At 77.1% G+C, this 24302-nt stretch carries 23 protein-coding genes and 1 riboswitch; of the genes, 17 read left to right on the top strand and 6 right to left on the bottom strand.

All coding sequences use genetic code 11. The features are described 5' to 3' along the window. Positions 1–8: 8 nt before the first annotated feature. Entirely contained in the window at positions 9–1244 is a 1236-nt protein-coding gene (locus RM780_RS21125) for an MFS transporter (protein ID WP_311632401.1), read from the bottom strand. 62 nt (positions 1245–1306) lie between these two features. Here RM780_RS21125 and RM780_RS21120 point away from each other — a divergent pair, with 62 nt between their 5' ends. From RM780_RS21120 to RM780_RS21080, 9 genes are all read left to right on the top strand, one after another. After that, a complete protein-coding gene (locus RM780_RS21120) occupies positions 1307–2617 on the top strand; it encodes an ROK family transcriptional regulator (protein WP_311632400.1) in 1311 nt (436 codons plus the stop codon). Between the two features lie 17 nt (positions 2618–2634). Beyond that, a riboswitch (FMN riboswitch) is annotated at positions 2635–2765 on the top strand. Positions 2766–2966: 201 nt separating this feature from the next. Continuing rightward, positions 2967–4073, top strand: coding sequence for a bifunctional diaminohydroxyphosphoribosylaminopyrimidine deaminase/5-amino-6-(5-phosphoribosylamino)uracil reductase RibD (gene ribD, locus RM780_RS21115; RefSeq protein WP_311632412.1), 1107 nt, complete (start codon positions 2967–2969; stop codon positions 4071–4073). After that, a complete protein-coding gene (locus RM780_RS21110) occupies positions 4074–4688 on the top strand; it encodes a riboflavin synthase (protein ID WP_311632399.1) in 615 nt (204 codons plus the stop codon). After that, positions 4685–5344: a nicotinamide mononucleotide transporter family protein gene (locus RM780_RS21105; RefSeq protein WP_311632398.1), complete on the top strand. Its 660-nt coding sequence runs from the start codon at positions 4685–4687 to the stop codon at positions 5342–5344. Before RM780_RS21110 ends, RM780_RS21105 begins: the two co-directional genes overlap by 4 nt. Continuing rightward, complete coding sequence (locus RM780_RS21100) at positions 5341–6660, top strand: bifunctional 3,4-dihydroxy-2-butanone-4-phosphate synthase/GTP cyclohydrolase II (RefSeq protein ID WP_311632397.1); 1320 nt, start codon at positions 5341–5343, stop codon at positions 6658–6660. Before RM780_RS21105 ends, RM780_RS21100 begins: the two co-directional genes overlap by 4 nt. Before the next feature lie 152 nt (positions 6661–6812). Next, a complete protein-coding gene (gene ribH / locus RM780_RS21095; protein WP_311632396.1) occupies positions 6813–7286 on the top strand; it encodes a 6,7-dimethyl-8-ribityllumazine synthase in 474 nt (157 codons plus the stop codon). A 91-nt stretch (positions 7287–7377) separates the two neighbouring features. Further along, positions 7378–7650 carry a phosphoribosyl-ATP diphosphatase gene (locus tag RM780_RS21090; RefSeq protein WP_311632395.1) on the top strand — a complete coding sequence of 91 codons (273 nt, stop codon included), beginning with the start codon at positions 7378–7380 and terminating at the stop codon, positions 7648–7650. Between the two features lie 81 nt (positions 7651–7731). Then, complete coding sequence (hisG, locus tag RM780_RS21085; protein WP_311632394.1) at positions 7732–8580, top strand: ATP phosphoribosyltransferase; 849 nt, start codon at positions 7732–7734, stop codon at positions 8578–8580. Further along, positions 8577–9068 (top strand): PH domain-containing protein, encoded by a 492-nt coding sequence (locus tag RM780_RS21080; RefSeq protein WP_311632393.1) that lies wholly within the window; start codon positions 8577–8579, stop codon positions 9066–9068. The genes hisG and RM780_RS21080 overlap by 4 nt, the downstream gene beginning before the upstream one ends. 58 nt (positions 9069–9126) lie before the next feature. Here the strand turns inward: RM780_RS21080 and RM780_RS21075 are convergent, their stop codons facing one another. Both RM780_RS21075 and RM780_RS21070 read right to left on the bottom strand, forming a co-directional pair. After that, positions 9127–11061 (bottom strand): AAA family ATPase, encoded by a 1935-nt coding sequence (locus RM780_RS21075; protein WP_311632392.1) that lies wholly within the window; start codon positions 11059–11061, stop codon positions 9127–9129. Between the two features lie 53 nt (positions 11062–11114). Next, positions 11115–11714, bottom strand: coding sequence for a uridine kinase family protein (locus RM780_RS21070; RefSeq protein WP_311632391.1), 600 nt, complete (start codon positions 11712–11714; stop codon positions 11115–11117). Between the two features lie 353 nt (positions 11715–12067). Between RM780_RS21070 and RM780_RS21065 the strand changes: the two genes are divergently transcribed. Both RM780_RS21065 and RM780_RS21060 read left to right on the top strand, forming a co-directional pair. After that, a complete protein-coding gene (locus tag RM780_RS21065) occupies positions 12068–13429 on the top strand; it encodes a peptidase C39 family protein (RefSeq protein ID WP_311632390.1) in 1362 nt (453 codons plus the stop codon). A 148-nt stretch (positions 13430–13577) separates the two neighbouring features. Further along, complete coding sequence (locus RM780_RS21060; RefSeq protein WP_311632389.1) at positions 13578–14789, top strand: acyl-CoA dehydrogenase family protein; 1212 nt, start codon at positions 13578–13580, stop codon at positions 14787–14789. A 66-nt stretch (positions 14790–14855) separates the two neighbouring features. Here RM780_RS21060 and RM780_RS21055 read toward each other — a convergent pair whose 3' ends face one another. Continuing rightward, positions 14856–15218 carry a hypothetical protein gene (locus RM780_RS21055; RefSeq protein WP_311632388.1) on the bottom strand — a complete coding sequence of 121 codons (363 nt, stop codon included), beginning with the start codon at positions 15216–15218 and terminating at the stop codon, positions 14856–14858. A gap of 204 nt (positions 15219–15422) precedes the next feature. Between RM780_RS21055 and RM780_RS21050 the strand changes: the two genes are divergently transcribed. From RM780_RS21050 to fxsA, 5 genes are all read left to right on the top strand, one after another. After that, positions 15423–15863 carry an Lrp/AsnC family transcriptional regulator gene (locus tag RM780_RS21050; protein WP_311632387.1) on the top strand — a complete coding sequence of 147 codons (441 nt, stop codon included), beginning with the start codon at positions 15423–15425 and terminating at the stop codon, positions 15861–15863. Between the two features lie 31 nt (positions 15864–15894). Next, positions 15895–17523, top strand: coding sequence for an amidohydrolase (locus tag RM780_RS21045; protein WP_311632386.1), 1629 nt, complete (start codon positions 15895–15897; stop codon positions 17521–17523). A gap of 489 nt (positions 17524–18012) precedes the next feature. Continuing rightward, entirely contained in the window at positions 18013–19740 is a 1728-nt protein-coding gene (gene lnt, locus RM780_RS21040) for an apolipoprotein N-acyltransferase (RefSeq protein ID WP_311632385.1), read from the top strand. Then, positions 19737–20504, top strand: coding sequence for a polyprenol monophosphomannose synthase (locus tag RM780_RS21035; RefSeq protein WP_311632383.1), 768 nt, complete (start codon positions 19737–19739; stop codon positions 20502–20504). The genes lnt and RM780_RS21035 overlap by 4 nt, the downstream gene beginning before the upstream one ends. A 3-nt stretch (positions 20505–20507) precedes the next feature. Further along, positions 20508–21047 carry an FxsA family membrane protein gene (gene fxsA, locus RM780_RS21030; RefSeq protein WP_311632382.1) on the top strand — a complete coding sequence of 180 codons (540 nt, stop codon included), beginning with the start codon at positions 20508–20510 and terminating at the stop codon, positions 21045–21047. Between the two features lie 142 nt (positions 21048–21189). Here the strand turns inward: fxsA and RM780_RS21025 are convergent, their stop codons facing one another. Further along, the gene (locus RM780_RS21025; protein WP_311632381.1) at positions 21190–21564 is read right to left on the bottom strand and encodes an RNA polymerase-binding protein RbpA; all 375 of its coding nucleotides are present in this window, start codon (positions 21562–21564) and stop codon (positions 21190–21192) included. A gap of 168 nt (positions 21565–21732) precedes the next feature. Further along, positions 21733–22425, bottom strand: coding sequence for a membrane protein YczE (gene yczE, locus RM780_RS21020; protein ID WP_394813040.1), 693 nt, complete (start codon positions 22423–22425; stop codon positions 21733–21735). Between the two features lie 136 nt (positions 22426–22561). On the opposite strand from yczE, the gene yczR reads away from it, so the two are divergent. Beyond that, the gene (gene yczR, locus RM780_RS21015) at positions 22562–24064 is read left to right on the top strand and encodes a MocR-like transcription factor YczR (RefSeq protein WP_311632379.1); all 1503 of its coding nucleotides are present in this window, start codon (positions 22562–22564) and stop codon (positions 24062–24064) included. Positions 24065–24302: the final 238 nt, after the last annotated feature.

The raw sequence follows: 24302 nt of genomic DNA, 5'->3' as shown, positions 1-24302 counted from the left end.
CGGGCCGTTCACGCGGGCGGCCCGCCCGTTCCCCTGGCCCGCCGTCCGGCGGCCGGCCGCCCCGCGGCCACGGGGGTGTCGCGGGGCGGCGGGGCCAGCACCCGCGCGCCCAGCACCAGCACCGTGGCGGCGGCCGTGACCACCGCGAAGGACGCTTCGAGCGAGGCCACCTCGCCGATGGTCCCGATCAGCGTCGGCGCGATCAGCCCGGTCGTGTACGTGACGGTGGCGACGCCCGCGATGGCCTGGGCCGGGTTCGGCCCCCGGTGCCCGGCGGCGGCGAACGTCAGCGGCACCACGACCGCGATCCCCGTGCCCAGCAGCGCGAACCCCGCGATGGCCTGGGCCGGGACCCGCGCCGTGACCACCAGCAGCCCGCCGCAGACGGCCAGCACCCCGCTCAGCCGCACCGTCCGCACCGGCCCCGCCCGGCGCACCACCGCGTCCCCCGCCAGCCGCGCCAGGGCCATCGTGCACGCGAAGGCCGTGTAGCTGGCCGCGGCCACCGTCTGCGAGGCGCCCGTGACGTCCTCCAGGTAGACCCCCGACCAGTCCGCACTGCCGCCCTCCGCGAGCACCGCGCACATCCCCACCGCGCCGATCAGCAGCGCCGAGCGCGGCGGCAGCGCGAACCGCGGCGGCGGCTCGGCCATCGGGTCCGCCGGCACCTGGAGCAGCCCGCGGCAGGCCGGGACCGCGACCGCGGCCAGCGCCGCCGCCGCGATCCCCAGGTGCGCCCGCGCGTCAAGGCCGGCGTGCACCGCGCCCACGCCCGCCGCGGCGCCCGCCAGCGTCCCCAGGCTCCACAGCCCGTGCAGCCCGGACATGATCGAACGGCCGAACTCCCGCTCCACGTCCACGCCCTGGGCGTTCATCGCCACGTCCGCCATGCCCGCGGTCGCGCCGAAGACGAACAGGGCCACGCACAGCGCGGGCAGCGAGGGCGCCGGCGCCGGCAGGGCGAGCGCCGCGCACCACAGCATCAGCAGGCCGCGCACCGCCGCCCGCGCGCCGTACCGGTGCATGATGCGGCCGGCCAGCGGCATCGCCACCGAGGCGCCGATCGCGGGGAACGCCAGCGCCAGGCCCAGCACCGCGGTGCTCAGGCCCAGGTGGTCCTGGATCCAGGGGATGCGGGTGGCGAAGCTGCCCTGGCTGGCGCCGTGCACGGCGAAGACGGCGCCGACCGCGATCCGGGCGCGGCGGACCGCCGCCGTTCCGGCGGGGGAGGGGGACTGCGGCATGCCGAGAAATTATCAGGAAGCCTTCCTGATAAAAAGGCCGCACGGTCTGCGAGGATGCCGCCATGACCACCGCGCGTATCGCCTCGCCCCGCACGGCCCGCGCCATCAACGACCGGATCGCCCTGGAGCTGCTGGCCGAACGCGGGCCCCTGACGGCCGCGGCGCTCAAGGACCTCACCGGCCTCTCCCGCCCCAGCGTCGCCGACCTGCTGGAGCGGCTGGCGCGCGACGGCCTGGTCGCGGTCGTCGGCGAGGACCGCGGGGAGCGGCGCGGCCCCCGGGCCCGGGTCTACGGCCTGGTCGCGGGCCGGGCGCACGTCGCGGCGCTCGACGTCCGCGCCGAGGGCGTTACCTTCGCGGTGGCGAACCTCGCGGGCGAGACGGTGGGTCGCGCCGCCCTGCCCGTGCCGGGCGGCGGGCCGGGCGACGAACGCCCGGAGGCCGTCGTCGCCCGCGTGGCGGACGCCCTGGGCGACACGCTGCGCGCCGCCGGCGTGAGCACCCTGCACACCACGGTGATGGGCGCCCCCGGCCTGGCCGACCCCGCCACCGGCGCCCTGCGCGCCTCCGGCTCGCTGCCCCGCTGGCACCGCCTCCTCCCGGGCGCCCTGCGGACACGGCAGGCCGGCCGCGTCCTGGTGGAGAACGAGGTGAACCTCGCCGGCATCGCCGAGCACCGGCTCGGGGCCGTTCGCGACCGCGACACCTTTGTCCTCCTGTGGCTCGGGGCTGGCGTCGGCGCCGCCGTCGTGCTGGACGGCGCCCTGCGCCGCGGCGCCTCCGGGGGTGCCGGCGAGATCGGCTTCCTGCCCGTGCCCGGCACCGGCGGCCTGCCCGGCGCCGCCGACTGCGAGGGCGGCTTCCACGCCCTGGCCGGCGGAGCGGCCGTCCTCGCCCTCGCCCGCCGCCACGGGCTCGACGCGACCGACGCCGAGGCGGCCGTGGCCCGGGCCGCCGCCGCGGACTCCGGCCCGGGAGCGGCGTTCCTGGACGAGCTGGCCGGCCGGGTCGCCCTGGGCCTGGCCGGGGTGGCGGCCGTCCTCGACCCGGGCTGCGCGGTGCTCGGCGGCGAGACCGGGCGCGCGGGCGGCGAGGCCCTGGCCGGGCGCGTGGAGCGCAGGCTGCGCGAGCTGTCACCGCTGGAGACCCAGGTCAGGGCGGCCGTTGTCGGCGGGAGCCCCGTGCTGGGCGGCGGCCTGCTCACCGCGCTGGACACCGCCCGCCGCGACCTCTTCGGCGGCCCGGGGCCGGAGACGGCCTCCGCCTCACCGGCCGGGGCAACGTCCGCGGGCGGGGCGCCCGCGACCCCGCCCCGCCGCCTTGTGATGCCGCCCACAGCCCGGCGCCGGGGCGCGGCGGCCGTGGCAGACTGAGAGGCGTACCAGTGACGTAGCGCACTCCGGGGTCGGTGAAACTCCGAACCGGCGGTTATAGTCCGCGACCCGTCCGCTGCCAGCGGCCGGTTGACCAGGTGGAATTCCTGGACCGACGGTTAAAGTCCGGATGGGAGGCAGTGCGCGGCGGAGCGGGACCGGCCAGGCCGGCGACCCTCCGCCCCCGGCGACGGGGGTGGTCCGGGGTTCCGGCGGGGCCCGGATCCGGCCTTCCGTCCTGTCCCTCGAAGCCCCGGAGCCGTGCCTGTTCAGGCAGGAGGACCCGGTGGCAGCACCGGCGCCGGAGGCCCGCGACGAGGGGCCCGCACCCGCGGCCGAGCGCGCGGCGATGCGCCGCGCCATCGAGCTGGCCGCCCGCGGCCTCGGCGCCACCAGCCCCAACCCCGTCGTCGGCTGCGTCGTCCTCGATGCCGCCGGACGCCCCGTGGGCGAGGGCTGGCACCGGCGGGCCGGCGGCCCCCACGCCGAGGTCCACGCGCTGGCCGAGGCCGGCGAGGCCGCGCGCGGCGGCACCGCCGTCGTCACCCTGGAGCCCTGCAACCACACCGGCCGCACCGGGCCCTGCGCCGACGCCCTGATCGCGGCCGGCCTCGCCCGAGTCGTCTACGCCGTCGCCGACCCCACCCCGCGGGCCGCCGGGGGCGCCGCCGCCCTGGCCGCCGCCGGGCTCGACGTCGCCGGCGGCCTGCTCGCCGCCGAGGCCGAGGCCGTCAACGCCCCCTGGCTGACCGCCGTCCGCCTCGGCCGCCCGCACGTGCGCTGGAAGTACGCCGCCACCCTCGACGGCCGGGTGGCCGCCGCCGACGGCACCAGCCGCTGGATCACCTCGGCGGAGTCCCGCGCCGACGTGCACCGGCTGCGCGCCGGCTCCGACGCCGTCCTCGTCGGCTCCGGCACCGCCCGCGCCGACGACCCGCACCTCGCCGTCCGCGGCGTCCCCGGCGCCGAGGACCGCCGCCCGCTGCGCGTGGTCGCCGACACCGAGGCCGCCGCCGTCCGCCCCGGCGCCCGGGTGCTCGACGGCGCCGCCCCCACTCTCCTGGCCGTCGCCCACGACGCCCCCGCCGAGCGGGTCGAGCGCCTGGCCGCGCACGCCGAGGTGATCCGGCTGCCCCGCGCCCCCGGCGGCGCCCCCGGCCTGGACGTGGCGGCCCTGCTGGCCGCCCTCCACGAGCGGGGCGTGCGCTCGGTGCTGCTGGAGGGCGGCCCCACCCTGGCCGGCTCCTTCGCCGCCGCCGGGGCGATCGACGAGGTCACCGGCTACCTCGCCCCCGCCCTGCTCGGCGCCGGCCCGCAGGCCCTGGCCGGCGGCGGAATCACCACCGTCGCGCGGGCGTTGCGCCTTCGCGTCACCGACGTGGCCCGGATCGGACCGGACCTGCGGATCACCGCCGTGATCCCCGCCCTGATCCCCACAGCCCCCGAGGAGAGTTGAGTGTTCACCGGCATCATCGAAGAACTCGGCGAGGTCGTCGCGATCGAGCGCGGCGGCGACTCCGCCCGCCTGCGGCTGCGCGGCCCCCTGGTCACCGAGGGGGCGGGCCACGGCGACTCCATCGCCGTCAACGGCGTCTGTCTCACGGTCGTGGAGCACGGCGAGGGCGAGTTCACCGCCGACGTGATGGCCGAGACCCTCCACCGCTCCAGCCTCGGCGCCCTGGTCCCCGGCTCCCGCGTCAACCTCGAACGTCCGATGGCCCTCGGCGGACGGCTCGGCGGCCACCTGGTGCAGGGCCACGTCGACGGCACCGGCACCATCCTGGAGCGCGTCCCGGGCGACCAGTGGGAGAGCGTCACCGTCTCCCTGCCCGAACACCTGGCCCGCTACGTCGTGGACAAGGGCTCCATCACCGTGGACGGCGTCAGCCTCACCGTCGTGACGGCCGGCCCCGACCGCTTCACCCTCGGCCTCATCCCGACCACCCTCGCGCTCACCACCCTGGGCATCAAGGGCCCCGGCGACCCGGTGAACCTGGAGGTGGACGTCCTGGCCAAGTACGTCGAGCGGCTGCTCGCCCACGGCGCGCAGGCGGGTGGGCCGGCCTCATGAGCCTCCTCGACCCGCTGAACTCGGCGGCCTTCACCGCCTTCGGGCAGGAGGTCATCTGGTCCGACATGCTCGGCAACCTCGCCGGGCTCGCCGCCCTCGCCCTGGGCTGGCGCCGTTCCCTGTGGACCTGGCCGGTCCAGCTGCTCTCCGGCCTCGTCCTCGTCGCCGCCTACGCCTCGGCCCAGCTCAGCGGCGGCGTCGGCAAGCAGGTGCTCGTCATCGCCGTCGCCCTGTGGGGCTGGCGGCAGTGGCAGCGCGGCAGCGGCGCCGGCGGCCACGTCGCCGTCCGCTTCGCCACCTGGGGCGAGCGCGGGGCCCTGGCCGCGGGCGCCGCGGCGGGCACCCTGGCCGTCGGCGGCCTGTTCACCGCCTTCCCCGACCTGTCCTGGAACCCCTGGCCCGACGCCTACATCTTCGTCGGAACGCTGGTGGCCATGGTCGCCCAGGCCCGCGGGCTCGTGGAGTTCTGGTTCGCCTGGCTGCTGGTCGACCTCGTCGGCGTGCCGCTCGCCTTCGACAGCGGCCTGCCGTTCTCCGGCCTCGTCTACGTCGTCTACCTGGTCCTCGTCCTGTGGGGCATGCGCGCCTGGTGGCTGCGCTCCCGCGACGGGGCCGCCCGGCCGGAGCCGGCCGCACTGGAAGGAGCCCCCGCATGACCCTCACCCAGCACGCCACCGCCCCCGCGGCGGCGGGCGAGGCCGGGCACCCGGCCGCCGTCGCCGTGCCCGCCCTCGACCCCGTCGCCCGCGCCGTCGCGGACATCGCCGCCGGCCGCCCGGTCGTCGTCGTGGACGACGCGGACCGCGAGAACGAGGGCGACCTCGTCGCCGCCGCGGAGCTGATCACGCCCGAGCTGGTGGCGTTCATGATGAGCGAGTGCCGCGGTCTGATCTGCGTGCCGATGACGCCCGAGGAGACCGAACGGCTCGACCTGCCGCAGATGGTGGAGAAGAACACCGAGTCGATGGCCACCGCCTTCACCGTCTCGGTCGACGCCACCGCCGCGCACGGCGTCACCACCGGCATCTCCGCCGCCGACCGGGCCGCCACCATCCGGCTGCTGGCCGACCCCGCCGCCGGCCCGGCCGACTTCGCCCGTCCCGGGCACGTCTTCCCGCTGCGCGCCCGCACCGGCGGCGTCCTGGTCCGCCCCGGCCACACCGAGGCCGCCGTGGACCTCGCGCGGCTCGCCGGCCTGCGCCCCGCCGGCGTCGTCGTGGAGATCGCCGCCGAGGACGGCACCATGCTGCGCCTGCCCGGCCTGCGCGCCTTCGCCCGCCGCCACGGCCTGACGCTGATCTCCATCCAGGACCTGATCGCCTACCTCAAGGAGGCCGAGGCCGAGGAGGAGGCCGCCCCCGCCGTGCGCCGCGAGGCCGCGACCTCCCTGCCCACCGTCCACGGCGACTTCCGCGCCTACGGCTACAGCTCCGCCTCCGACGGCGGCGAGCACATCGCCCTGGTGGCCGGCGACCTCGGCGACGGCGAGGACGTCCTGGTGCGGCTGCACTCCGAGTGCCTGACCGGCGACGTGCTCGGCTCCCAGCGCTGCGACTGCGGCCCGCAGCTGCGCGAGGGCCTGGACCGCATCCGCCGCGAGGGCCGAGGCGTGGTCCTCTACCTGCGCGGGCACGAGGGCCGCGGCATCGGGCTGCTCTCCAAGCTGCGGGCCTACGAGCTCCAGGAGCGCGGCCGTGACACCCTCGACGCCAACCTCGAACTCGGCCTGCCGGCCGACGCGCGCGACTACGCCGCGGGCGCGCGGATCCTGGCCGACCTCGGCGTACGCTCGGTGCGCCTGATGACCAACAACCCGGACAAAACGGCCGCCCTGGTCCGCCACGGCCTGCGCGTCACCGGCCGCGAGCCGGTGCCCGTCCCGCCGGGCGAGCACAACCTCCGCTACCTGCTGACCAAGCGGGACCGGCTGGGCCACGACCTGCCGTGGCTGGAGCCCTGCCCCAACCAGTAGGCGGCCGGGCGGGGGAGTCACCCCACTCGGACACCCGCGACACCCTCACACACCCACCCGACAGCGCCGGCGGCGCGGACGACGCCGCCGGCCGACGACCAGGACCACCGGGAGCCCCCGGCGAGCGCCGGGACCGGAGAAGGAGAACGCACGTGAGCGGCAAGGGCGCCCCCCAGCTGGCCACCATCGACGGCACGAACCTCAACGTGGCCGTCGTCGCCGCCCAGTGGCACGAGACGGTGATGGACGGCCTCGTGAACGGGGCGCGCCGCGCCCTGGAGGAGCTGGGCGTGACCCGGCACACCCTGGTGCGCGTCCCCGGCAGCTTCGAGCTGCCGGTCGCCGCCCGGGCCCTGGCCTCCCGCGGCTACGACGCCGTCATCGCGCTCGGCGTCGTCATCCGCGGCGGCACCCCGCACTTCGACTACGTCTGCCAGGGCGTCACGCAGGGGCTGACCCAGGTCAGCGTGGACACCGGCGTCCCCGTCGGCTTCGGCGTGCTGACCTGCGACACCGAGGAGCAGGCCCTGGACCGCGCCGGGCTGCCCGGCTCCGCCGAGGACAAGGGCCACGAGGCGGTCTCGGCCGCCGTCGCCACCGCGGCCGTTCTGCGCGCCCTCCCCTGAACGTCCCCGCCGGACGCCCGTGCCGGACGCCCGCCCCCGCCCCCGCCCGGGGGCGGGCCCTGTCCGTGCGGGCCGTTAGGGTGGGACCACCATGGCCAACAAGACTTTCGACCAGCTCTTCGCCGAGCTGGCCCAGAAGGCCGCCACAGGCGACCCCCGCACCTCCCGGACCGCCGAGCTGGTGGACCTCGGCGTCCACGCCATCGGCAAGAAGATCGTCGAGGAGGCGGCCGAGGTGTGGATGGCGGCGGAGCACGAGGGCGCCGACCGCACGGCCGAGGAGATCTCCCAACTGCTGTACCACCTCCAGGTGATGATGGTCGCCCGCGGCATCTCCCTGGACGACGTATACGCTCACCTCTGACCGGCGCCCCCGCTCGCGGATCCCCCCGCGGACCGACGCCGCAGACCGCCGCAGACCGAGACCGAGAAGGAAGCACGCCCCATGCTGCGCATCGCCGTCCCCAACAAGGGAGCACTCTCCGAGCCCGCGGCGGCGATGCTCCATGAGGCGGGCTACCGGCAGCGCAAGGAGCGCCGCGAGCTGGTCATGCTCGACTCCGACAACCAGGTCGAGTTCTTCTACCTCCGCCCCCGCGACATCGCCGTCTACGTCGGCTCCGGCCGCCTGGACCTCGGCATCACCGGCCGCGACCTGCTGCTGGACTCGGGCGTGAAGGCCGAGGAGATCATGCAGCTGGGCTTCGCCGCCTCCACGCTGCGCTACGCCACCCGCCCCGGCACCGTGCGCGACGTGCGCGAGTTCGGCGGCCTGACCGTGGCCACCTCCTTCGACGGCGTCGTCGCCCGGCACCTGGCCGAGCACGGCGTGGACGCCTCGGTGGTCCACCTCGACGGCGCCGTGGAGACGGCCATCCAGCTCGGCGTGGCCGAGGTGATCGCGGACGTCGTGGAGACCGGCACGACGCTGCGCAACGCGGGCCTGGAGATCATCGGCGAGCCGATCCTGCGCTCCGAGGCCGTGGTCATCCGCCGCACCGGGGACACCGCCGAGGAGACCAAGGTCCAGCAGTTCCTGCGCCGTCTCCAGGGCGTGCTGGTGGCCCGCCGCTACGTGATGATGGACTACGACATCCGCGCCGAGCTGGTCGAGAAGGCCGTCGCTCTCACCCCGGGCCTGGAGTCGCCCACCGTCTCGCCGCTGCACGACCAGGGCTGGGTCGCCGTCCGCTCGATGGTGCCCGTCCAGGACGCCCAGCGGGTGATGGACGAGCTGTACGACCTGGGCGCCCGCGCCATCCTCACCACCGGCATCCACGCCGCCCGGCTGTGAGCGCCCCCACCCCCGGGGCGGCTGCCGCGCCGCCCGCGCTGCCCGTCACCTTCCGGCCGGTGCTCACCCGGGTCGTTCTCCACGTCATCGGCGCCACCGTCTGCGCGGTCCTCGTGCTGATCTCCTTCCTGCTGCCCTCCGGCGGCGCGGTCGGCTGGGGCGCGGGCGACCGCGCCGCGGTGGCGGGCGCCGGGGTGCTGGTCTGGGGCGTGCTGGCCGTGCTCACCCGCCCCCGGGTGGTCGCCGACGCCGAGGGCGTGACGGTGGTCAACCTCACCACCACCCGCCGCCTGGCCTGGCCCGAGGTGCTGCGCGTGACCCTGCGGCCGGGCGACCCGTGGGTCACGCTCGACCTCGCGGACGGCACGGTGCTGGCGGTGATGGCGATCCAGCCGGGCGTGGGCCGCGCGGCGGCGCTCGCCGCCGCCCGCACGCTGCGCTCGCTGGCCGAGGCCCACGGGGAACGCCCGGAGCCGCCGCCGTCCTGAGGCCGCGCGCCCCGGCCGTTGCGCCGCCCCCGTGGCCCCGCCGGGGGGGCGGTGCCGTTCAGGACAGCGAGGGCAGCCCGTCCTCCCCGCCGCCCGGCCGGTCCCGCCCGTGCAGCACCTCGCCGTACGCCTGCATCAGGTCCGGCAGCCGCAGCGTGGAAAGCTCGGCCCGGTTCGGTGCCACGGCCGCCTCCGCCAGCCGCATGTCCCGGAAGGCGCAGGAGGACTCGTACAGGGTGCGCAGGAAACGGCCGTTGCCCAGCTCGTCGATCCAGCCCTCGCTCACCACGTGCTCGCCGATGCTGCGCAGCTCCTCCAGTGCCTCGGCGTCCCAGCTGTCCCCGTGCTCGGCCGCCAGCAGCTCGCCGATCGCCGTCAGCTCGCGCGGGCTGTAGCTGGGGAACTCCACGCGCGCCGAGAAGCGGGAGCCCAGGCCAGGGTTGGCGGCCAGCAGCCGGTCCATGCCCTCGGGGTACCCGGCCAGGATCACCACCAGGTGCTCGCGGCTGTCCTCGGCCCGCTTCAGCAGCACTTGGAGCGCCTCGTCGCCGTAGGCGTCGCCCTTGCTGTAGCCGGAGTGGACCAGGCTGTACGCCTCGTCGATGAACAGCACCCCGCCCAGGGCCGAGTCGATCAGCCGGTTGGCCTTCACCGCCGTCTGCCCCAGGAACTCGCCGACCAGGTCCGCCCGCTGGGCCTCCACCAGCCGGTCGTGGGCCAGCACCCCCAGCGCGTGGAAGACCCGGCCCAGCAGCCGCGCCACCGTCGTCTTGCCCGTGCCCGAGGGACCGGAGAAGACGAAGTGCCGCTTCGGCGGCTGCACCGGCAGGCCCTGCCCCGAGCGCAGGCGGGCCATCCGCAGCTGGGCGGACATCGCCCGCACCTGCTCCTTGACCGGGCCCAGGCCCACCATCCGGTCCAGCTCCGCCAGGGCCCGCGCCAGCAGCGCCGGGTCGGCGGCCGGCGGCAGCCCGCCCAGGCCCGGCGGGGGAGCGGCGTGCCCGGCGGGGCCCCCGGCCTGGTCCTCCGCCCCGGCGCCTCCGGCCCCGCCCCCGGCGACGGCCCCGGGAACCGTCCCGGGAACGGCCGCCGCGGAGGCCGCCCGGCCCGCGCCGGGGTAGCCGGGCGGCAGCCACAGCCCGGCCGCCTCGTCCTCGAGTCCGGGCCCGGCGGCCTTCCGCGCGCCCGGCGCCGTCATGTGCGCCGACTCCGGGTCCTCCGCGGTCAGCGCCATCAGCCGCACGGCCGTGTCCATGAACTCGGCGTCCACCTGGTGCACCGCCCGGTACAGCGGAATGGCCGAGGCGCTGCGCCCGCTGCCCTCCCGGGCCCGCGCCAGCCAGTACCGCAGCTCCTTGCGCTGGGGCTGCTCGGCCCGGCAGCGCATCAGCGCGGCGGCCAGCAGCGGCTCCGCCTGGTCGTACATCTCCAGCCTCACCCGCGCCATCCCCGCGAACAGGCCCGCCTCCACGCCCAGTTGGGGGTCGTCGGTGAGGGAGGCGGTGAACCGGTACAGCCCCTCCCAGTCCTTGGAGAGGTAGCAGCGGCAGGCGTGCAGGAAGCGGGCGAAGGGGTCGGACTCCGGCGGCGGGCACTCGGCCAGCGCCCGGTCCAGCTCGGCCATCCGCCGCCCGTCCAGCAGGTGGGAGGCGTGCGCGAGCAGCAGGTCGCGCTCGGTCTCCAGCACCGGCTGCACCCACCAGCCCAGCCAGTACCAGGAGCTCAACGACCGGCCGTGCCGCGTGCGTTGCTCCCCGAAGCGGGCGCGGTTGCGGTGCATCTGGCGCAGCGCCACGGGAACGTCCACGCGCAGCGCGTGCAGCCCCAGCCAGGCGTCGGCCATCCCCGGGTCCTCCCGGGCGGCCGTCCGGAACTCCTCCTCCGCCTCGGGGTAGGCCGCCGCCGTGTAGGCGTCCACACCCCGCAGCCAGGCGAGGTCGGCGCCGGTGTGCGGGCCAGGCGGCCCGTGCGCGCGGTCCGCGCCAGAACTCATGACGACCCCCACAACGGGCTCCCGCCTCGCGCGCGGGCCGTCCCTGCGGGACCTCACGCGCGGGCCTGGTAGCTGCCACCACTCGGTATCATCAGGATATCCGCAAAGGGCTTTGACGGATCATCAGCGAAGTGCCGGCGCTCGGCGCGCACCCATTCCCGCCAGAATCCGGCCAGGCCCGGCCCGTCCCGTTCACGGCCCCGCGCCCACGCCTCCTCCGGCTCCACCGCCATCCACACCAGCAGCGCCAGGTGCGCGCGCAGCGCCCGCCGTCCCGCGCCGACCCCCTCCAGCAGCACCACGGGCGCGGGCGGCACCCGGGCCTCGCCGCGGAACGCCCGGCGTTCCCAGTCGTACACGGCGAAGCGGCCCTCGCGCCCGGCCGCCAGCGGCTCCAGCACCCCCGCGCGCAGCGTCTCCACCCAGCCGAAGAACGCCCCGTGCGCGGCCAGGTCGTCCAGGTGCGCCACGGGCGCCCCGCCCAGGGCGGCGGACAGGCGGGCGGCGAGCGTCGACTTGCCCGAGCCGGCGTGCCCGTCCACGGCCACCAGCCGCACCGGGCCCAGGGACGGCGGCAGGGCCCGCACCCGGGCGGCCAGCCCGGCGAGGGCGTCCTCCCCCTCGCCCTCCCCGGCGTCGTCGGCGCGCGTCATGGCCCGGAAGCGTAGCCCGCCCCCCGCCCCGGCCGTTGCCCATGCCCGCCGCGCGGCACCCCTCGCTCGCTTCTCCGCCCGCGCGGCGTGGCGCGGCCATCGTCCTCATCCGCCGCCCGGCAGCCGCGCTGGGGGTAGCTCCCACCCCAGGCCTCGCCCGGGGGGACCCCCGCGCGGGGGAGCGTCGCTCACCGCGCGCGGATCGCCACCGGTCGAGACCACCGGCGGCGCCGCGCGTTCCCGTTCGCTTACTGGCCGTCAGCGCCCCCGCGGGCGATAGTGATTCAGGCACCACGTTCCGGCCCCTGACCCTCCGGCCCCCGCGCCGGGTACCCCCGGGAGAGAAGACCGCCGTGACCCCCACCCCCCGCCGCGCCGTGCTCGCCGCGGCCGTCGCCGCCGCGGCCGGCGGCACCGCCGCCGTCACCGTCGGCCTGGCCCACGCCGGCGGGTCCCGCCGCGCCGCCGGCCCGGCCCCCGCCTCCACCATCGGCAACCGCGCCTGGGCCACCGCCGCCCAGTGGCGCGAGGGCACCGGCGAGGGCACCGCCGTGCTCACCGGCCCGCGCCCCGGCCTCACCCTGGCCCGCCCGGCCGGCACGCTGGAGTACGCCGACCCGCACACCGGCACCACCCGTCGCTGGGAGTACGCCACCTGGACCTCCCCCGAGGCCCGGCCCGCCGCCCCCGCCACCGAGCTGATCCCCTCCTGGAACGCCGAGACCCCGGCCGGGACCTGGCTGCGCGCCGAGGTGCGCGCCACCTACACCGACGGCGCCGAGAGCCCCTGGTACACCCTCGGCGTCTGGGCCTCCGGGGACGGCGACATCCGCCGCACCTCCGTGGACGGCCAGGGCGACGGGCGCAGCACCGTGTGGACGGACACCCTCGCCGTCGACGACCCGGCCGGGCCCCTGCTGGCCGCCTACCGGCTGCGCCTGACTCTGTGCCGCGCGCCGGGCGGCTCCGCGGCCCCCACCGTCCGGCGCGCCGGGGCGATGACCTCCGCCCTGCCCGACCGCTTCGAGGTTCCCGCCACGGCCCCCGGCCCGGCCGCCGGCACCGAGCTGGTCGTTCCCCGGTACTCCCAGAACGTCCACCTCGGCCGTTACCCCGAGTACGACAACGGCGGCGAGGCCTGGTGCAGCCCCACCTCCTCCCAGATGATCGTCGAGTCCTGGGGCCACCGCCCCTCGCCCGAGGACCTGGCCTGGGTGGACCCCTCCTACAGCGACCCGCAGGTCTGCCACGCCGCGCGCCGGACGTTCGACTGGGGCTACCAGGGCTGCGGCAACTGGCCCTTCAACGCCGCCTACGCCGCCACCCACCACGGCCTGCGTTCCGTCGTCACCCGGCTGGCCGCGCTCACCGACGCGGAGCGGCTGGTGGCCGCCGGCATCCCGCTGATCACCTCCCAGTCCTTCCACGAGGCCGAGCTGGAGGGCGCCGGGTACGGCACCTCGGGGCACCTGATGACGGTCGTCGGCTTCACCGCCGAGGGTGACGTGATCGCCAACGACCCGGCGGCCGAGGACAACGCCGGGGTGCGCCGCGTCTACCCGCGCCGGGCCTTCGAGAACGTCTGGCTGCGCACCCGGCGCCTGGACGAGCAGGGCCGCGAGCGGAGCGGCACCGGCGGCGTCTGCTACCTCTACTTCCCCGGGACCCCGACCGCCGCCCAGCGCCGCGCCCTGGCCTCCGTGGGTGTGCGCTGAGCCCCCCGCGCCCTCGCGCGCCCGCCCCTCCTCCCTCGCGCGCCCCCGGGCGCCCGCCTCCTGACCCGGTCGCTCCGTAAGCTGGATCCGGGGACCGCCGCGACCCGGCGGCCCCGCGTGTTGCCTGCCGCACCCAGGGAGGGACGCGATGACCGCGACGACATCCACGACCGGCACCCACGGCCCCGCACCCCACGGCCCCGGCCCCGAGGAGGGCGAGCGGCTGCTCCGCCTCGTCCGCGACCTGGCCCGGCGCGAGATCGCGCCCCGGGCCGCCCGCGATGAGGCCGCGGGCACCTTCCCCCGCGCCCTCTTCGCCCGGCTCTCCACGGCCGGACTGCTCGCCCTGCCCCAGCCCGCCGAGCACGGCGGCGGAGGGCAGCCCTACGCGACCTACCTCCGCGTCCTGGAGGAGCTGGCCGCCGCCCGCCTCACCGTGGGCCTGGGCGTCAGCGTCCACACCCTCGCCTGCCACGCCCTGGCCACCCGCGGAACGCCCGCCCAGCGCGCCGCGCACCTGCCGGGGATGCTGCGGGGCGGGCTCCTGGGCGGGTACTGCCTCTCCGAGCCGGGCTCCGGCTCGGACGCCGCCGCGCTGCGCACCCGCGCCGTCCGGGACGGCGGGGACGGCGGGGACTGGGTCCTCACCGGCACCAAGGCGTGGATCACCCACGGGGGCCTGGCCGACTTCTACACCGTGCTCGCCCGCACCGGCGGCCCCGGCCCCGGCGGCATCACCGCCTTCCTCGTGCCGGGCGACGCCCCCGGCCTCCACCCCGCCCCGCCCGAGCGGAAGATGGGCCTGAACGGCTCGCCCACCGCCGTGCTGCACCTCGACGGCGTGCGGGTGCCCGACGCGCGCCGGATCGGCGCCGAGGGAGAGGGCTTCCGGATCGCGCTGGACGCCCTGGACTCCGGGCGGCTGGGCATCGCCGCCTGCGCCGTGGGCCTGGCGCGGGCGGCGCTGGAGGAGGCGCTGGCGTTCACCCGGGAGCGGGCCGCGGCCGGCGGGGAGGACGCGGACTCCCAGGGGGCGCGGTTCCTGCTCGCGGACCTGGCCACGCGCGTGGAGGCGGGGCGGGCCCTGTGCCTGGCCGCCGCCCGGCTGCGGGACGCGGGCGAGCCCTTCGCCGCGCAGGCGTCCATGGCCAAGCTGTTCTGCACGGACGCGGCGATGCGGGTCACCACGGACGCCGTGCAGCTGATGGGCGAGGCCGGGTGGGGCGCGGACCGCCCCGCGGAGCGCTATCTGCGGGAGGCGAAGGTCCTGCAGATCGTGGAGGGGACCAACCAGATCCAGCGTGCCGTGATAGCCCGCCACCTCCTGGGGCCGGCTCCCGGCCGGGCCGCCGCTGCCTGAGCGGTCACGGCCCGGGCGGTCACGGCCCGGCGGGTCGCGGGCCCCCGGGCGCCGGGCGTTCTCGGGTCAGGCCGCCTGCCGCAGCCAGGCGGCGTGCGAGAACGGCTGGAGGCGCCAGTCCAGGCTCTCGGGCAGGACCGCGAGCGCGGCGCCCGCCTCCGCCCCGTCCACCGAGGAGGACGGGGCCGCCCCCGCCTCGCGGACCGCCCGCCCGGAGCCGGCGCACACGGTCAGGCCGAACGGGTCCCACGGGGTGGGGCACACGGCGTGCTGGGGCATCGGCCGCCCCGGGCCGGCGAGCGCGATCGGCCGGTCGCACTCGGGGCAGGTGACCCGCAGCGGCGCGGGGGCCGCCGGGTCGGGCTCCTCCTCGGCGAAGTCGCCGCCGTCGGCGTCGAATGCGGCGAGTTCCGGCTTCACGGTGCGCATGGGCATCCCCCTCGGAGGCACGGTGCGTTGGCCACAGCAAGCACTTCCCGCCGCGCTCGGCGGATAATCGCCCGGCCGATCCGGCGCGGAGGAGCCCGTTGTGTCGTTCGTCACACAACCGTTGCGAAAACGTGCCCCCCACGCGAGCCTCCGGGGCGGAATCCGTGCCTCGCCACCCCGGTGCGCCAGGTAGGTTACGGAGCCGTGGAGGAACTGGACCGGCGCATCGTGGAGCTGCTCGTCACGGACGGGCGGATGAGCTATACCGACCTGGGCAGGGCGACGGGCCTGTCCACCTCGGCGGTCCACCAGCGCGTACGCCGCCTGGAGCAGCGCGGCGTCATCCGCGGCTACGCCGCCATCGTCGCCCCCGAGGCCGTCGGCCTGCCGCTCACGGCGTTCATCTCCGTGAAGCCCTTCGACCCCTCTGCGCCCGACGACATCGCCGACCGCCTCGCCGGCGTCCCCGAGATCGAGGCCTGCCACAGCGTCGCCGGGGACGAGAACTATCTGCTGAAGGTCCGCGTGGCCGCCCCCGCCGACCTGGAGAACCTCCTGGCCCGCATCCGCACCCTGGCCGGCGTCTCCACCCGCACCACCGTCGTTCTCTCCACCCCCTACGAGGCCAGGCCCCCCCGGGTCTAGCCGTCCCCGCCCCACCCGGAAGACTGCCCGCATGACGGAACGCACGACCGGCCGCACGGTGCTCCTGCGCGGCGGCGTCGTCCACAGCCCCGCCGACCCCTTCGCCACGGCCCTGGCCGTGACCGGCGACCGCGTTGCCTGGGTCGGCTCCGAGGCCGCGGCCGACGCCCTGGCCCCCACCGCCGACGAGACGGTCGACCTCGCCGGTGCGCTCGTCACCCCCGCGTTCACGGACGCACACGTGCACACGACCGCCGCGGGCCTGGCCCTCACCGGCCTCGACCTCGGCGGCGCCCCCGCCCTGGCCGCCGCCCTGGAGCGCGTCCGCGCCCACGCCGCCGCCTCCGCGCCCGGCGCCGTCCTCACCGGCCACGGCTGGGACAGCACCGCCTGGCCCGGGCAACGCCCGCCCACCCGCGCCGAACTGGACGCCGCGGCGGAGGGCCGGCCCCTCTACCTCAGCCGCGTGGACGCCCACTCCGCGCTGGTCACCACCGCCCTGCTCGACCTGGTCCCCGGCGCCCGCCACCTGCCCGGCTACGACCCCGAGGGGCCGCTCACCGGCGACGCCCACCACGCCGTGCGCCGCGCCGCCGACGCCGCCCTCGCCCCCGCCCAGCGCGCCGACGCCCAGCGCGCCGCCCGCGCCCGGGCCGCGGCCCTGGGCATCGGCACCCTCCACGAGTGCGCCGGCCCCGACATCTCCAGCGAGGAGGACCTGGCCTCCCTCCTCGCCCTCGCCGCCGACGAGCCCGGCCCCCGCGTCGTCGGCTACTGGGCCGGACTCGTCACCTCCGCGAAGGAGGCCGAGGCCGTCCGCGACCTCGGCGCCGTCGGCGCGGCCGGCGACCTGTTCGCGGACGGCTCCCTCGGCTCCCACACCGCGCACCTGCGCGAGCCCTACGCGGACGCCCCCCACACCGGCACCGCCCACCTGGGCCCCGAGGAGATCGCCGCCCACGTCACCGCCTGCACCGAGGCCGGCCTCCAGGCCGGGTTCCACGCCATCGGCGACGCCGCCGTGACGGCCGTCACCGACGGCTTCCTCGCCGCCGCCGAACGCCTGGGCACCGCCCGGGTCCGCGCCCTGCGCCACCGCGTCGAGCACGCCGAATTTCTCACCGACGCCGCCCTGGCCGTCTTCGCCGACCTCGCCCTGACCGCCTCGGTGCAGCCCGCCTTCGACGCCGCCTGGGGCGGCCCCGACGGCATGTACGCCCGCCGCCTGGGCCCCGGCCGCGCCGCTCGGCTCAACCCCTTCGCCGCCCTGCTGCGCGCCGGGGTGCCCCTGGCGTTCGGCTCCGACGCGCCCGTCACGCCGCTCGACCCCTGGGGCGCCCTGCGGGCCGCCGCCCACCACCGCACCCCCGCCCACCGCATCGCCGTGCGCGCCGCGTTCACCGCCCACACCCGCGGCGGCTGGCGCGCCGCCGGCCGGGACGACGGCGGCGTGCTGGTCCCCGGCGCCCCGGCCGACTACGCGGTCTGGCGCACCGGCGACCTGGTCGTCCAGGCTCCCGACGACCGCGTCGCCCGCTGGTCCACCGACCCCCGCTCGGGCACGCCCGGCCTGCCCGCCCTCGACCCCGGCTCGCCGCTCCCCGTCTGCCTGCGCACGGTCGTCGCGGGTCGCACGGTGTACGAGCGGCCGAACGAGTGATCACCGGCGTACGGATACGGCCGAACGACGTGCCTCGTGATCGCCGGCCCGCCGCCACCGCGTGGCACTGACCTGCCGCTTTGACGCAAAACCCCTGGTCGGACGGCTGTTGACAGCCGACCGCCACGGACCGGTAGGTTCGGCCGGGTCCACCACAGGACGTCCGGCCGGCGCTTCCTCCGCGCAGTCGTCGAACGCTGCTGGGCCAGAGGGCGGGGCGCCAGGAACCGGCACGCCGCCAGCGGGAGCCAGGTCCAGTGCCTGCGGCACGGGGGCGGAAGGCCTCGTCCGGTCGGTTGGTGCGACCCCGGGCGGGGCCCGGACGCTCAGTAGACAACGGCCTTCGGTCGGCCCGCAGCCAGCGGGCCCCGGGTCGGACCGAAGGGCGCCGGGTCCCGATCCGCAGCCCGCACGTGTCCTCCCGGGCCGCCGACGAGGTACGGTCGTTCGGTCATCGAACGCTCCGCGATCCGAGGAGAGGCCACGACCGTGCCATCGGGCCCCGAGACGACCTTCTCAGGTGCCGCCGCGGACGCACCGGCCGACGGCCCGGACCCCGTCCCGCCGCCCGGTCCGGACACCGCCCCGCCGCGGCGGCCCCGCAGGCCCGGCCGCACGCGCCGCCTCGCCGCCGCCGGGCGCCGCCACTGGCGCGTCTCGCTGACCGCCGCCGGGGCCGGACTCGCCCTGGCCGCCGCGTTCCCGCCCTACGACCTGTGGCCGCTGTCGCTGGTCGCGGTGGCCGCCCTCTCGCTCCTGACCCGCGGCCGGACCGCGAAGCAGGGCGCCTGGCTCGGCTTCGCCCTCGGCCTCCCCTTCTTCGTCGGCCTGCTGAAGTGGCTGAACGTCATCGGCTGGGACACCGTCGTCGGCCTCTCGCTCGTCGAGGCGCTGTTCTTCGTCCCGATGGGCGCCGGCCTGGCCCTCACCTCCCGGCTGCCCGGCTGGCCGCTGTGGGCCGCCTGCCTGTGGGTGGCCCAGGAGTGGGCCCGCGACCGGGTGCCCTTCGGCGGCTTCCCCTGGGGCCGCCTGGCCTTCGCCAACACCGCCACGCCCTACACGCCGCTGGCCGCGCTCGGCGGCGCCCCGCTGGTGACGTTCGCCGTGGCCCTCTCCGGCGCCCTGCTCGCCTGGGCGGCCCTGCGCCTGTGGCCCCCGGCCGCCGCCCGCCTCACCCGCCGCGGCGCCCCGGCGACGGGGGCCCGCCCGGCGCTGGTGCCGGCCGGGGGCGCCCTGGCGCTGGCCGTGTCCCTCGCCGCCGCCGGGTACGCCGTCCCGGTGCCCACCGCAGCCGCCGACACCGCCTCGGTCGCCGTGGTCCAGGGCAACGTCCAGCAGCCCGGCATGGACTTCCTCGGCCGCCCGATGATGATCCTCAACAACCACGTCGAGGCCACCCTCGACCTCGCCGCCGACGTCGACGCGGGCCGCGTGGAGCGTCCCGACCTCGTGCTGTGGCCCGAGAACTCCTCCGACCTCGACCCTTTCCGCGACGCCGAGGCGCGCGCGGCCATCGAGCGGGCGGTGGAGGCGATCGGCGTGCCGGTCCTGGTCGGCACCCTGGTCCACCACCCCACCGAGGAGGGCTACGTCGAGAACCAGGGCATCGTCTGGCACCCCGAGACCGGGCCCGGCGAGCACTACACCAAGCAGCACCCGGTGCCCTTCGGCGAGTACGTGCCCTTCCGGGAGCAGCTCAGCGCCGTGATCAGCCGCCTGGAGCGCGTCCCGCGCGACTTCTGGCCGGGCGACGAGCCGGGCGTCCTCGACATCGGCCCCGCCCGTCTCGGGGACGTCATCTGCTTCGAGGTCGCCTACGACGGGATCGTCCGCGACACCGTCAACGCCGGGGCGCGCGCCCTGGTCGTCCAGACCAACAACGCCACCTACGGCCGCACCGGCCAGCCCGAGCAGCAGCTTGCCATGTCCCGGCTGCGCGCCGTGGAGCACGGCCGCGCCGTCGTCACCGCGGCGACCAGCGGCATCAGCGCCGTCGTCGCGCCGGACGGGACGATCGAGCAGCGCACGGAGGAGTTCGTGCAGGACGTGCTGCTGGCCGAGCTGCCGCTGCGGGACGGGCGGACCCTCGCCGACCGGGTGGGAGCCGCCCCCGAGTGGGTCCTGGCCGTCCTCGGCCTGCTGGCCTGCGCGTGGGTGGCGGGCAAGGAACGCGCCGCGCGGGCCGCGCGGCCCGAGCACGAGGAGCAAGCCGGGTGACGGAACGCGAGCGGAGCGCCGGCCGTGGCCCCGGCCGGGTGCTGGTGATCGTGCCGACCTTCAACGAGGCCGACAACATCCAGCCCCTGATCGGCCGCGTCCGGGCCGCCGTGCCGTCCTGCGACATCCTGGTCGCCGACGACAACAGCCCGGACGGCACCGGCAAGATCGCCGACGAGATCGCCGACGAGGACGGCCAGGTCCACGTCCTGCACCGGGCCGGCAAGGAGGGCCTGGGCGCCGCGTACGTGGCCGGCTTCCGCTGGGGCCTGGAGCGCGGCTACGACGTGCTGGTGGAGATGGACGGGGACGGCTCGCACCGCCCCGAGGAGCTGCCGCGGCTGCTGACCGCGCTGTCCGACGCCGACCTGGCGCTGGGCTCGCGCTGGGTCCCGGGCGGCCGGATCGTCAACTGGCCCCGGCGCCGCGAGCTGATCTCCCGTGGCGGCAGCGCCTACTCCCGCCTGCTGCTCGGGTTGCCGATCCGGGACGTGACGGGCGGCTACCGGGCGTTCCGCCGGCACGTGCTGGACAGCGACCTGCTGGAGGACGTCGAGTCGCAGGGGTACTGCTTCCAGGTGGACGTGCTGCACCGGGTGGTGCGGGCCGGGCACCGCGTGGTGGAGGTGCCGATCACCTTCGTGGAGCGCGAGCACGGCGACAGCAAGATGAGCCGGGAGATCGTGGCCGAGGCGCTGTGGCGGGTCACGGCCTGGGGCCTGTCCGCCCGATTCGGGAAACGCGGCGGCACCAGGCACACTTGATCCATGACGACCGGCGGTGCGCACCCGTACCGGGCCCGGCGCCCCCGGCGCGGCCCGTGGGCCCTCTTCCCCCTGGCGATCGCCGCCTGGGCCGTGGCGGAAATCTGGCTGCTGCTCGCCCTCGGCGAGGCGGCCGGCGGGCTGACCGTCTTCCTGCTGCTGGCGGCGGGCGTGGTGCTCGGCGCGGTGGTGATCAAGCGGGCGGGGCAACGCGCGTGGCAGCGCCTCGCCGAGAGCGTGCGCTCCGGGGCGGGGCCGCGGCCCGGCGGGGGCCAGGCGCTGACGATGCTGGGCGGCCTGCTGCTGATGGTGCCGGGGCTGCTGTCCGACGTGCTGGGGCTGCTGTGCCTCTTCCCGCCCACGGCGGCCCTGCTGCGCCGGGGCGCGGCCCGCTACGTCGAGCGCCGCGCCGGCCCGCTGACCGCCGCCTTCGACGAAGCCGCCCGCCGCCGCGGCCCGACCCCCCCGAACGGCCGCGTGGTCCCCGGCGAGGTCGTCCACGACGACCCCGGGGAGGACGACCCCGGGCGGCACCCGCGCTGAACGGTCCCACCGGCGGCCGTGCGGAGGCGCCGGGCCCCCGGGCCGGGATGTGCGCCTGGCCGGAAGGCCCAAGCAAAAAGGGCAAAAAAAGGGGGGCCGGGTCACGTGAGTGACCCGGCCCTCGTCGTCCCTCGCGCCGCCGTCAGGCGGTCTTGCGGCTGTCCCGCGGATGGATCGCGATGTTCATCGCTCCGGAGCGCAGGACCGCCAGCCTCTCGGCCAGGACCTCCTCCAGCTCCTCCCGGGTGCGCCGCTCCATCAGCATGTCCCAATGCGTACGCGCGGGCTTGCCCTTCTTCTCCTCGGGCCCCTCCCCGTCCACCAGGAGGGCCTGGGCACCGCATACCTTGCACTCCCACTCCGGCGGGATCTCGGCCTCCACCGAGAACGGCATCTCGAACCGATGGCCGTTACGGCATGCGTACTCCACCGCCTGACGCGGCGCGAGGTCGATGCCGCGGTCCGTCTCGTAGCTGGTCACCACGAGCCGCGTGCCGCGCAGAGCTCGCTCACTCATGAATCGTGCCTCCCGGGCTGGTCGCCCACAGGACAGGTGTCGCTGTCGTCATCAATCAGGTCAACGTCCGGTCGGCGGTGAAGATTCCCGTTGCAGGTCATGCGTCGCCCGTCGTACCGCCCCTTTAGTACCCACCGGCGTCCGGTTTGTCACATCTGGCTGGAGATGTCACCCGGCGTCCGCACAGGATGGCTCGGGGTAACGGTCCATCCGGCGGGACCGAAGGCGTAGAATACCCCGCCGCCGCCGGTGGTTGAAATCCATTCCGGAATCATTCTCCCGGATGGCGAACAGCCGCAGGAAGAACTGGGCCAGCGGCCCGATCGCCAGCGCGTACACGACGGTGCCCACCCCGGCCGTTCCGCCCAGCAGGATGCCCGCCGCCAGCACCGCCACCTCGATGCCCGTGCGCACCAGCCTGAGGGAACGCCCGGTGCGGCGGTGCAGGGCGGTCATCAGGCCGTCCCGGGGCCCGGGGCCGAAGCGGGCCGCGATGTAGAGGCCCGTGGCCACCCCGTTGAGCGCCACCGCGCCCAGCATCAGCGGCACCTGCGCGGCCGGGGCGCGCACGTCCGGCACCACCGCCAGCGTGGCGTCCATCGCCGTGCCGATCAGCAGGACGTTCGAGACGGTGCCCAGCCCCGGCCGTTCGCGCAGGGGTATCCACAGCAGCAGCACCGCCGCGCCCGTCAGGTTCAGCACCCAGCCGATGGACAGGCCGGTGTGCCCGGCCACGCCCTGGTGGAAGACGTCCCAGGGATCCAGACCCAGGCCCGCCCTGACCATCAGCGCGCCGCTCGCGCCGTACAGCAGCAGGCCGACGTAGAGCTGGGCGAGGCGGCGCGGCAGCCGGCGCTTCATCCCGGGTCCCTCCTCGTGGCGTGGTGTCCGCATGTCTCGGCAGGGCGCGGGTGGCGCGGGTGGCCCGCCTCGTGCCACCCTGTGGCCCGGTCGGTGGGCGGATCCAGATCCAATCGGCGGAAGGTGGATTCCTTTCATGGCGCAGTGGACCTCGACGGTCGGGGCCGGGCAGCTCGCCCGGCTGCTCGGCCCCCGGGCGGGGACGGGCGGCGGGCCGGGCGCGCCCCGGGTCCCCGCCTACCGGGCGCTGGCGGACGGCGTGCGGCTGCTGGTGCTGGAGGGCCGCCTGCCCGTCGCGGCGCGGCTGCCCGCCGAGCGGGAGCTGGCCGGGGCGCTCGCCGTCAGCCGGACCACCGTCGCCGCCGCGTTCGAGGCGCTGCGCGCCGACGGCTTCCTGGAGTCCCGCCGCGGATCGGGCAGCTGGACGGCCGTGCCCGCCGGGCGCCCGATGCCCTCCCGGGGGCTGGAGCCGCTGCCGCCCGAGGCGGCGGGCTCGGTCATCGACCTGGGCTGCGCCGCGCTGCCCGCCCCCGAGCCGTGGCTGACCCGCGCCTGCCGGGCCGCGCTGGAGGCGCTGCCCCCGGCTGCCCGCACGCACGGCGATTTCCCCTACGGGCTGCCCGCGCTGCGCCAGGCCCTGGCCGACCGGTTCACCGCGCGGGGCGTGCCCACCATGCCCGAGCAGATCATGGTCACCACCGGCGCGATGGGGGCCATCGCCGCGATCTGCCGCCTGTTCGCACCGCGCGGGGAGCGCGTCGCCGTGGAGCACCCCTCCTACGCCAACGCCCTCCAGCTGATGCGGGAGGCCGGGGCCCGGCTCGTGCCGGTGCCGATGGGGGAGGGGCTGGCCGGCTGGGACCTGCCCGCCTGGCGGCGGGTGCTCAAGGAGGCGGCGCCGCGCATCGCGTACGTCGTCGCCGACTTCCACAACCCCACCGGCGCGCTGGCCGGCGAGGAGGCCCGCCGGGAGCTGGTGGCCGCCGCGCGGGCCTCGGGCACGGTCCTGCTGGTCGACGAGTCCATGACCGATCTCGCCCTGGACCTCCCGCCGGGCGCACAGCCGCGGCCCGTGAGCGCGTTCGACCACGGCGGGGCGGGGGTGGTGACGGTCGGCTCGGCCAGCAAGGGCTTCTGGGCCGGGATGCGGATCGGCTGGGTGCGGGCCGCGCCCGAGGTCATCCGCAGCCTCGTCGCCGCCCGCGCCTACGCGGACCTGGGCAGCCCGGTGCTGGAGCAGCTGGCCCTGAGCTGGCTGATGACCTCGGGCGGGTGGGAGCAGGCCACGGAGCAGCGCCGCGCCGAGATCCGGGAGAGCCGGGCCGCGGTCGTGGCGGCGCTCCGCGAGCACGTCCCCTCCTGGGAGTTCGAGGTGCCGGGGGGCGGGCTCACCCTGTGGGTGCGCACCGGCGGCCTCTCCGGCTCCCGCATCGCCGAGGCGGGCGAACGCCTGGGCGTGCGCGTGCCCTCGGGCCCGCGCTTCGGCCTGGACGGCGCGTTCGAGGGCTACGTCCGCATCCCCTTCACCGTCGCCGGCCCCCTCGCCGCGGCAGCCGCCGAACGCCTCGCGGCCGCCGCCCACGCGGTCGCCACCGGCACGGCCACGACGGGCGCGACCCCACAGGGCTACATCGCGTAGCGCGCCCGTCCGGGGCGGGCGTCGCCGCGTGCGCGGGCCCGGCCGGCGCCGACCGACCGGCCCGCCGCGGAACCTGCCCCGAGCCGAGTGCGGCCCGGTGCTGACCGACTGCCGCAGCGACGAGGCGGAGGGGCCGGGTGTGCGGCTGAAGTCGGGAGAGCCCGCGACGCAGCCGACGGGTGCCGCGCCGCCCCCGCCCGCGCCGGGCCCCGGGGGGCGTGCCCGCCCGCCGGGGCGG

It is taken from the genome of Streptomyces boetiae, from assembly GCF_031845405.1.
GTDB lineage: Bacteria > Actinomycetota > Actinomycetes > Streptomycetales > Streptomycetaceae > Streptomyces > Streptomyces boetiae.
Note: the sequence above shows the minus strand (reverse complement) of the source record. Positions and strands in the feature narration are given on the sequence as shown.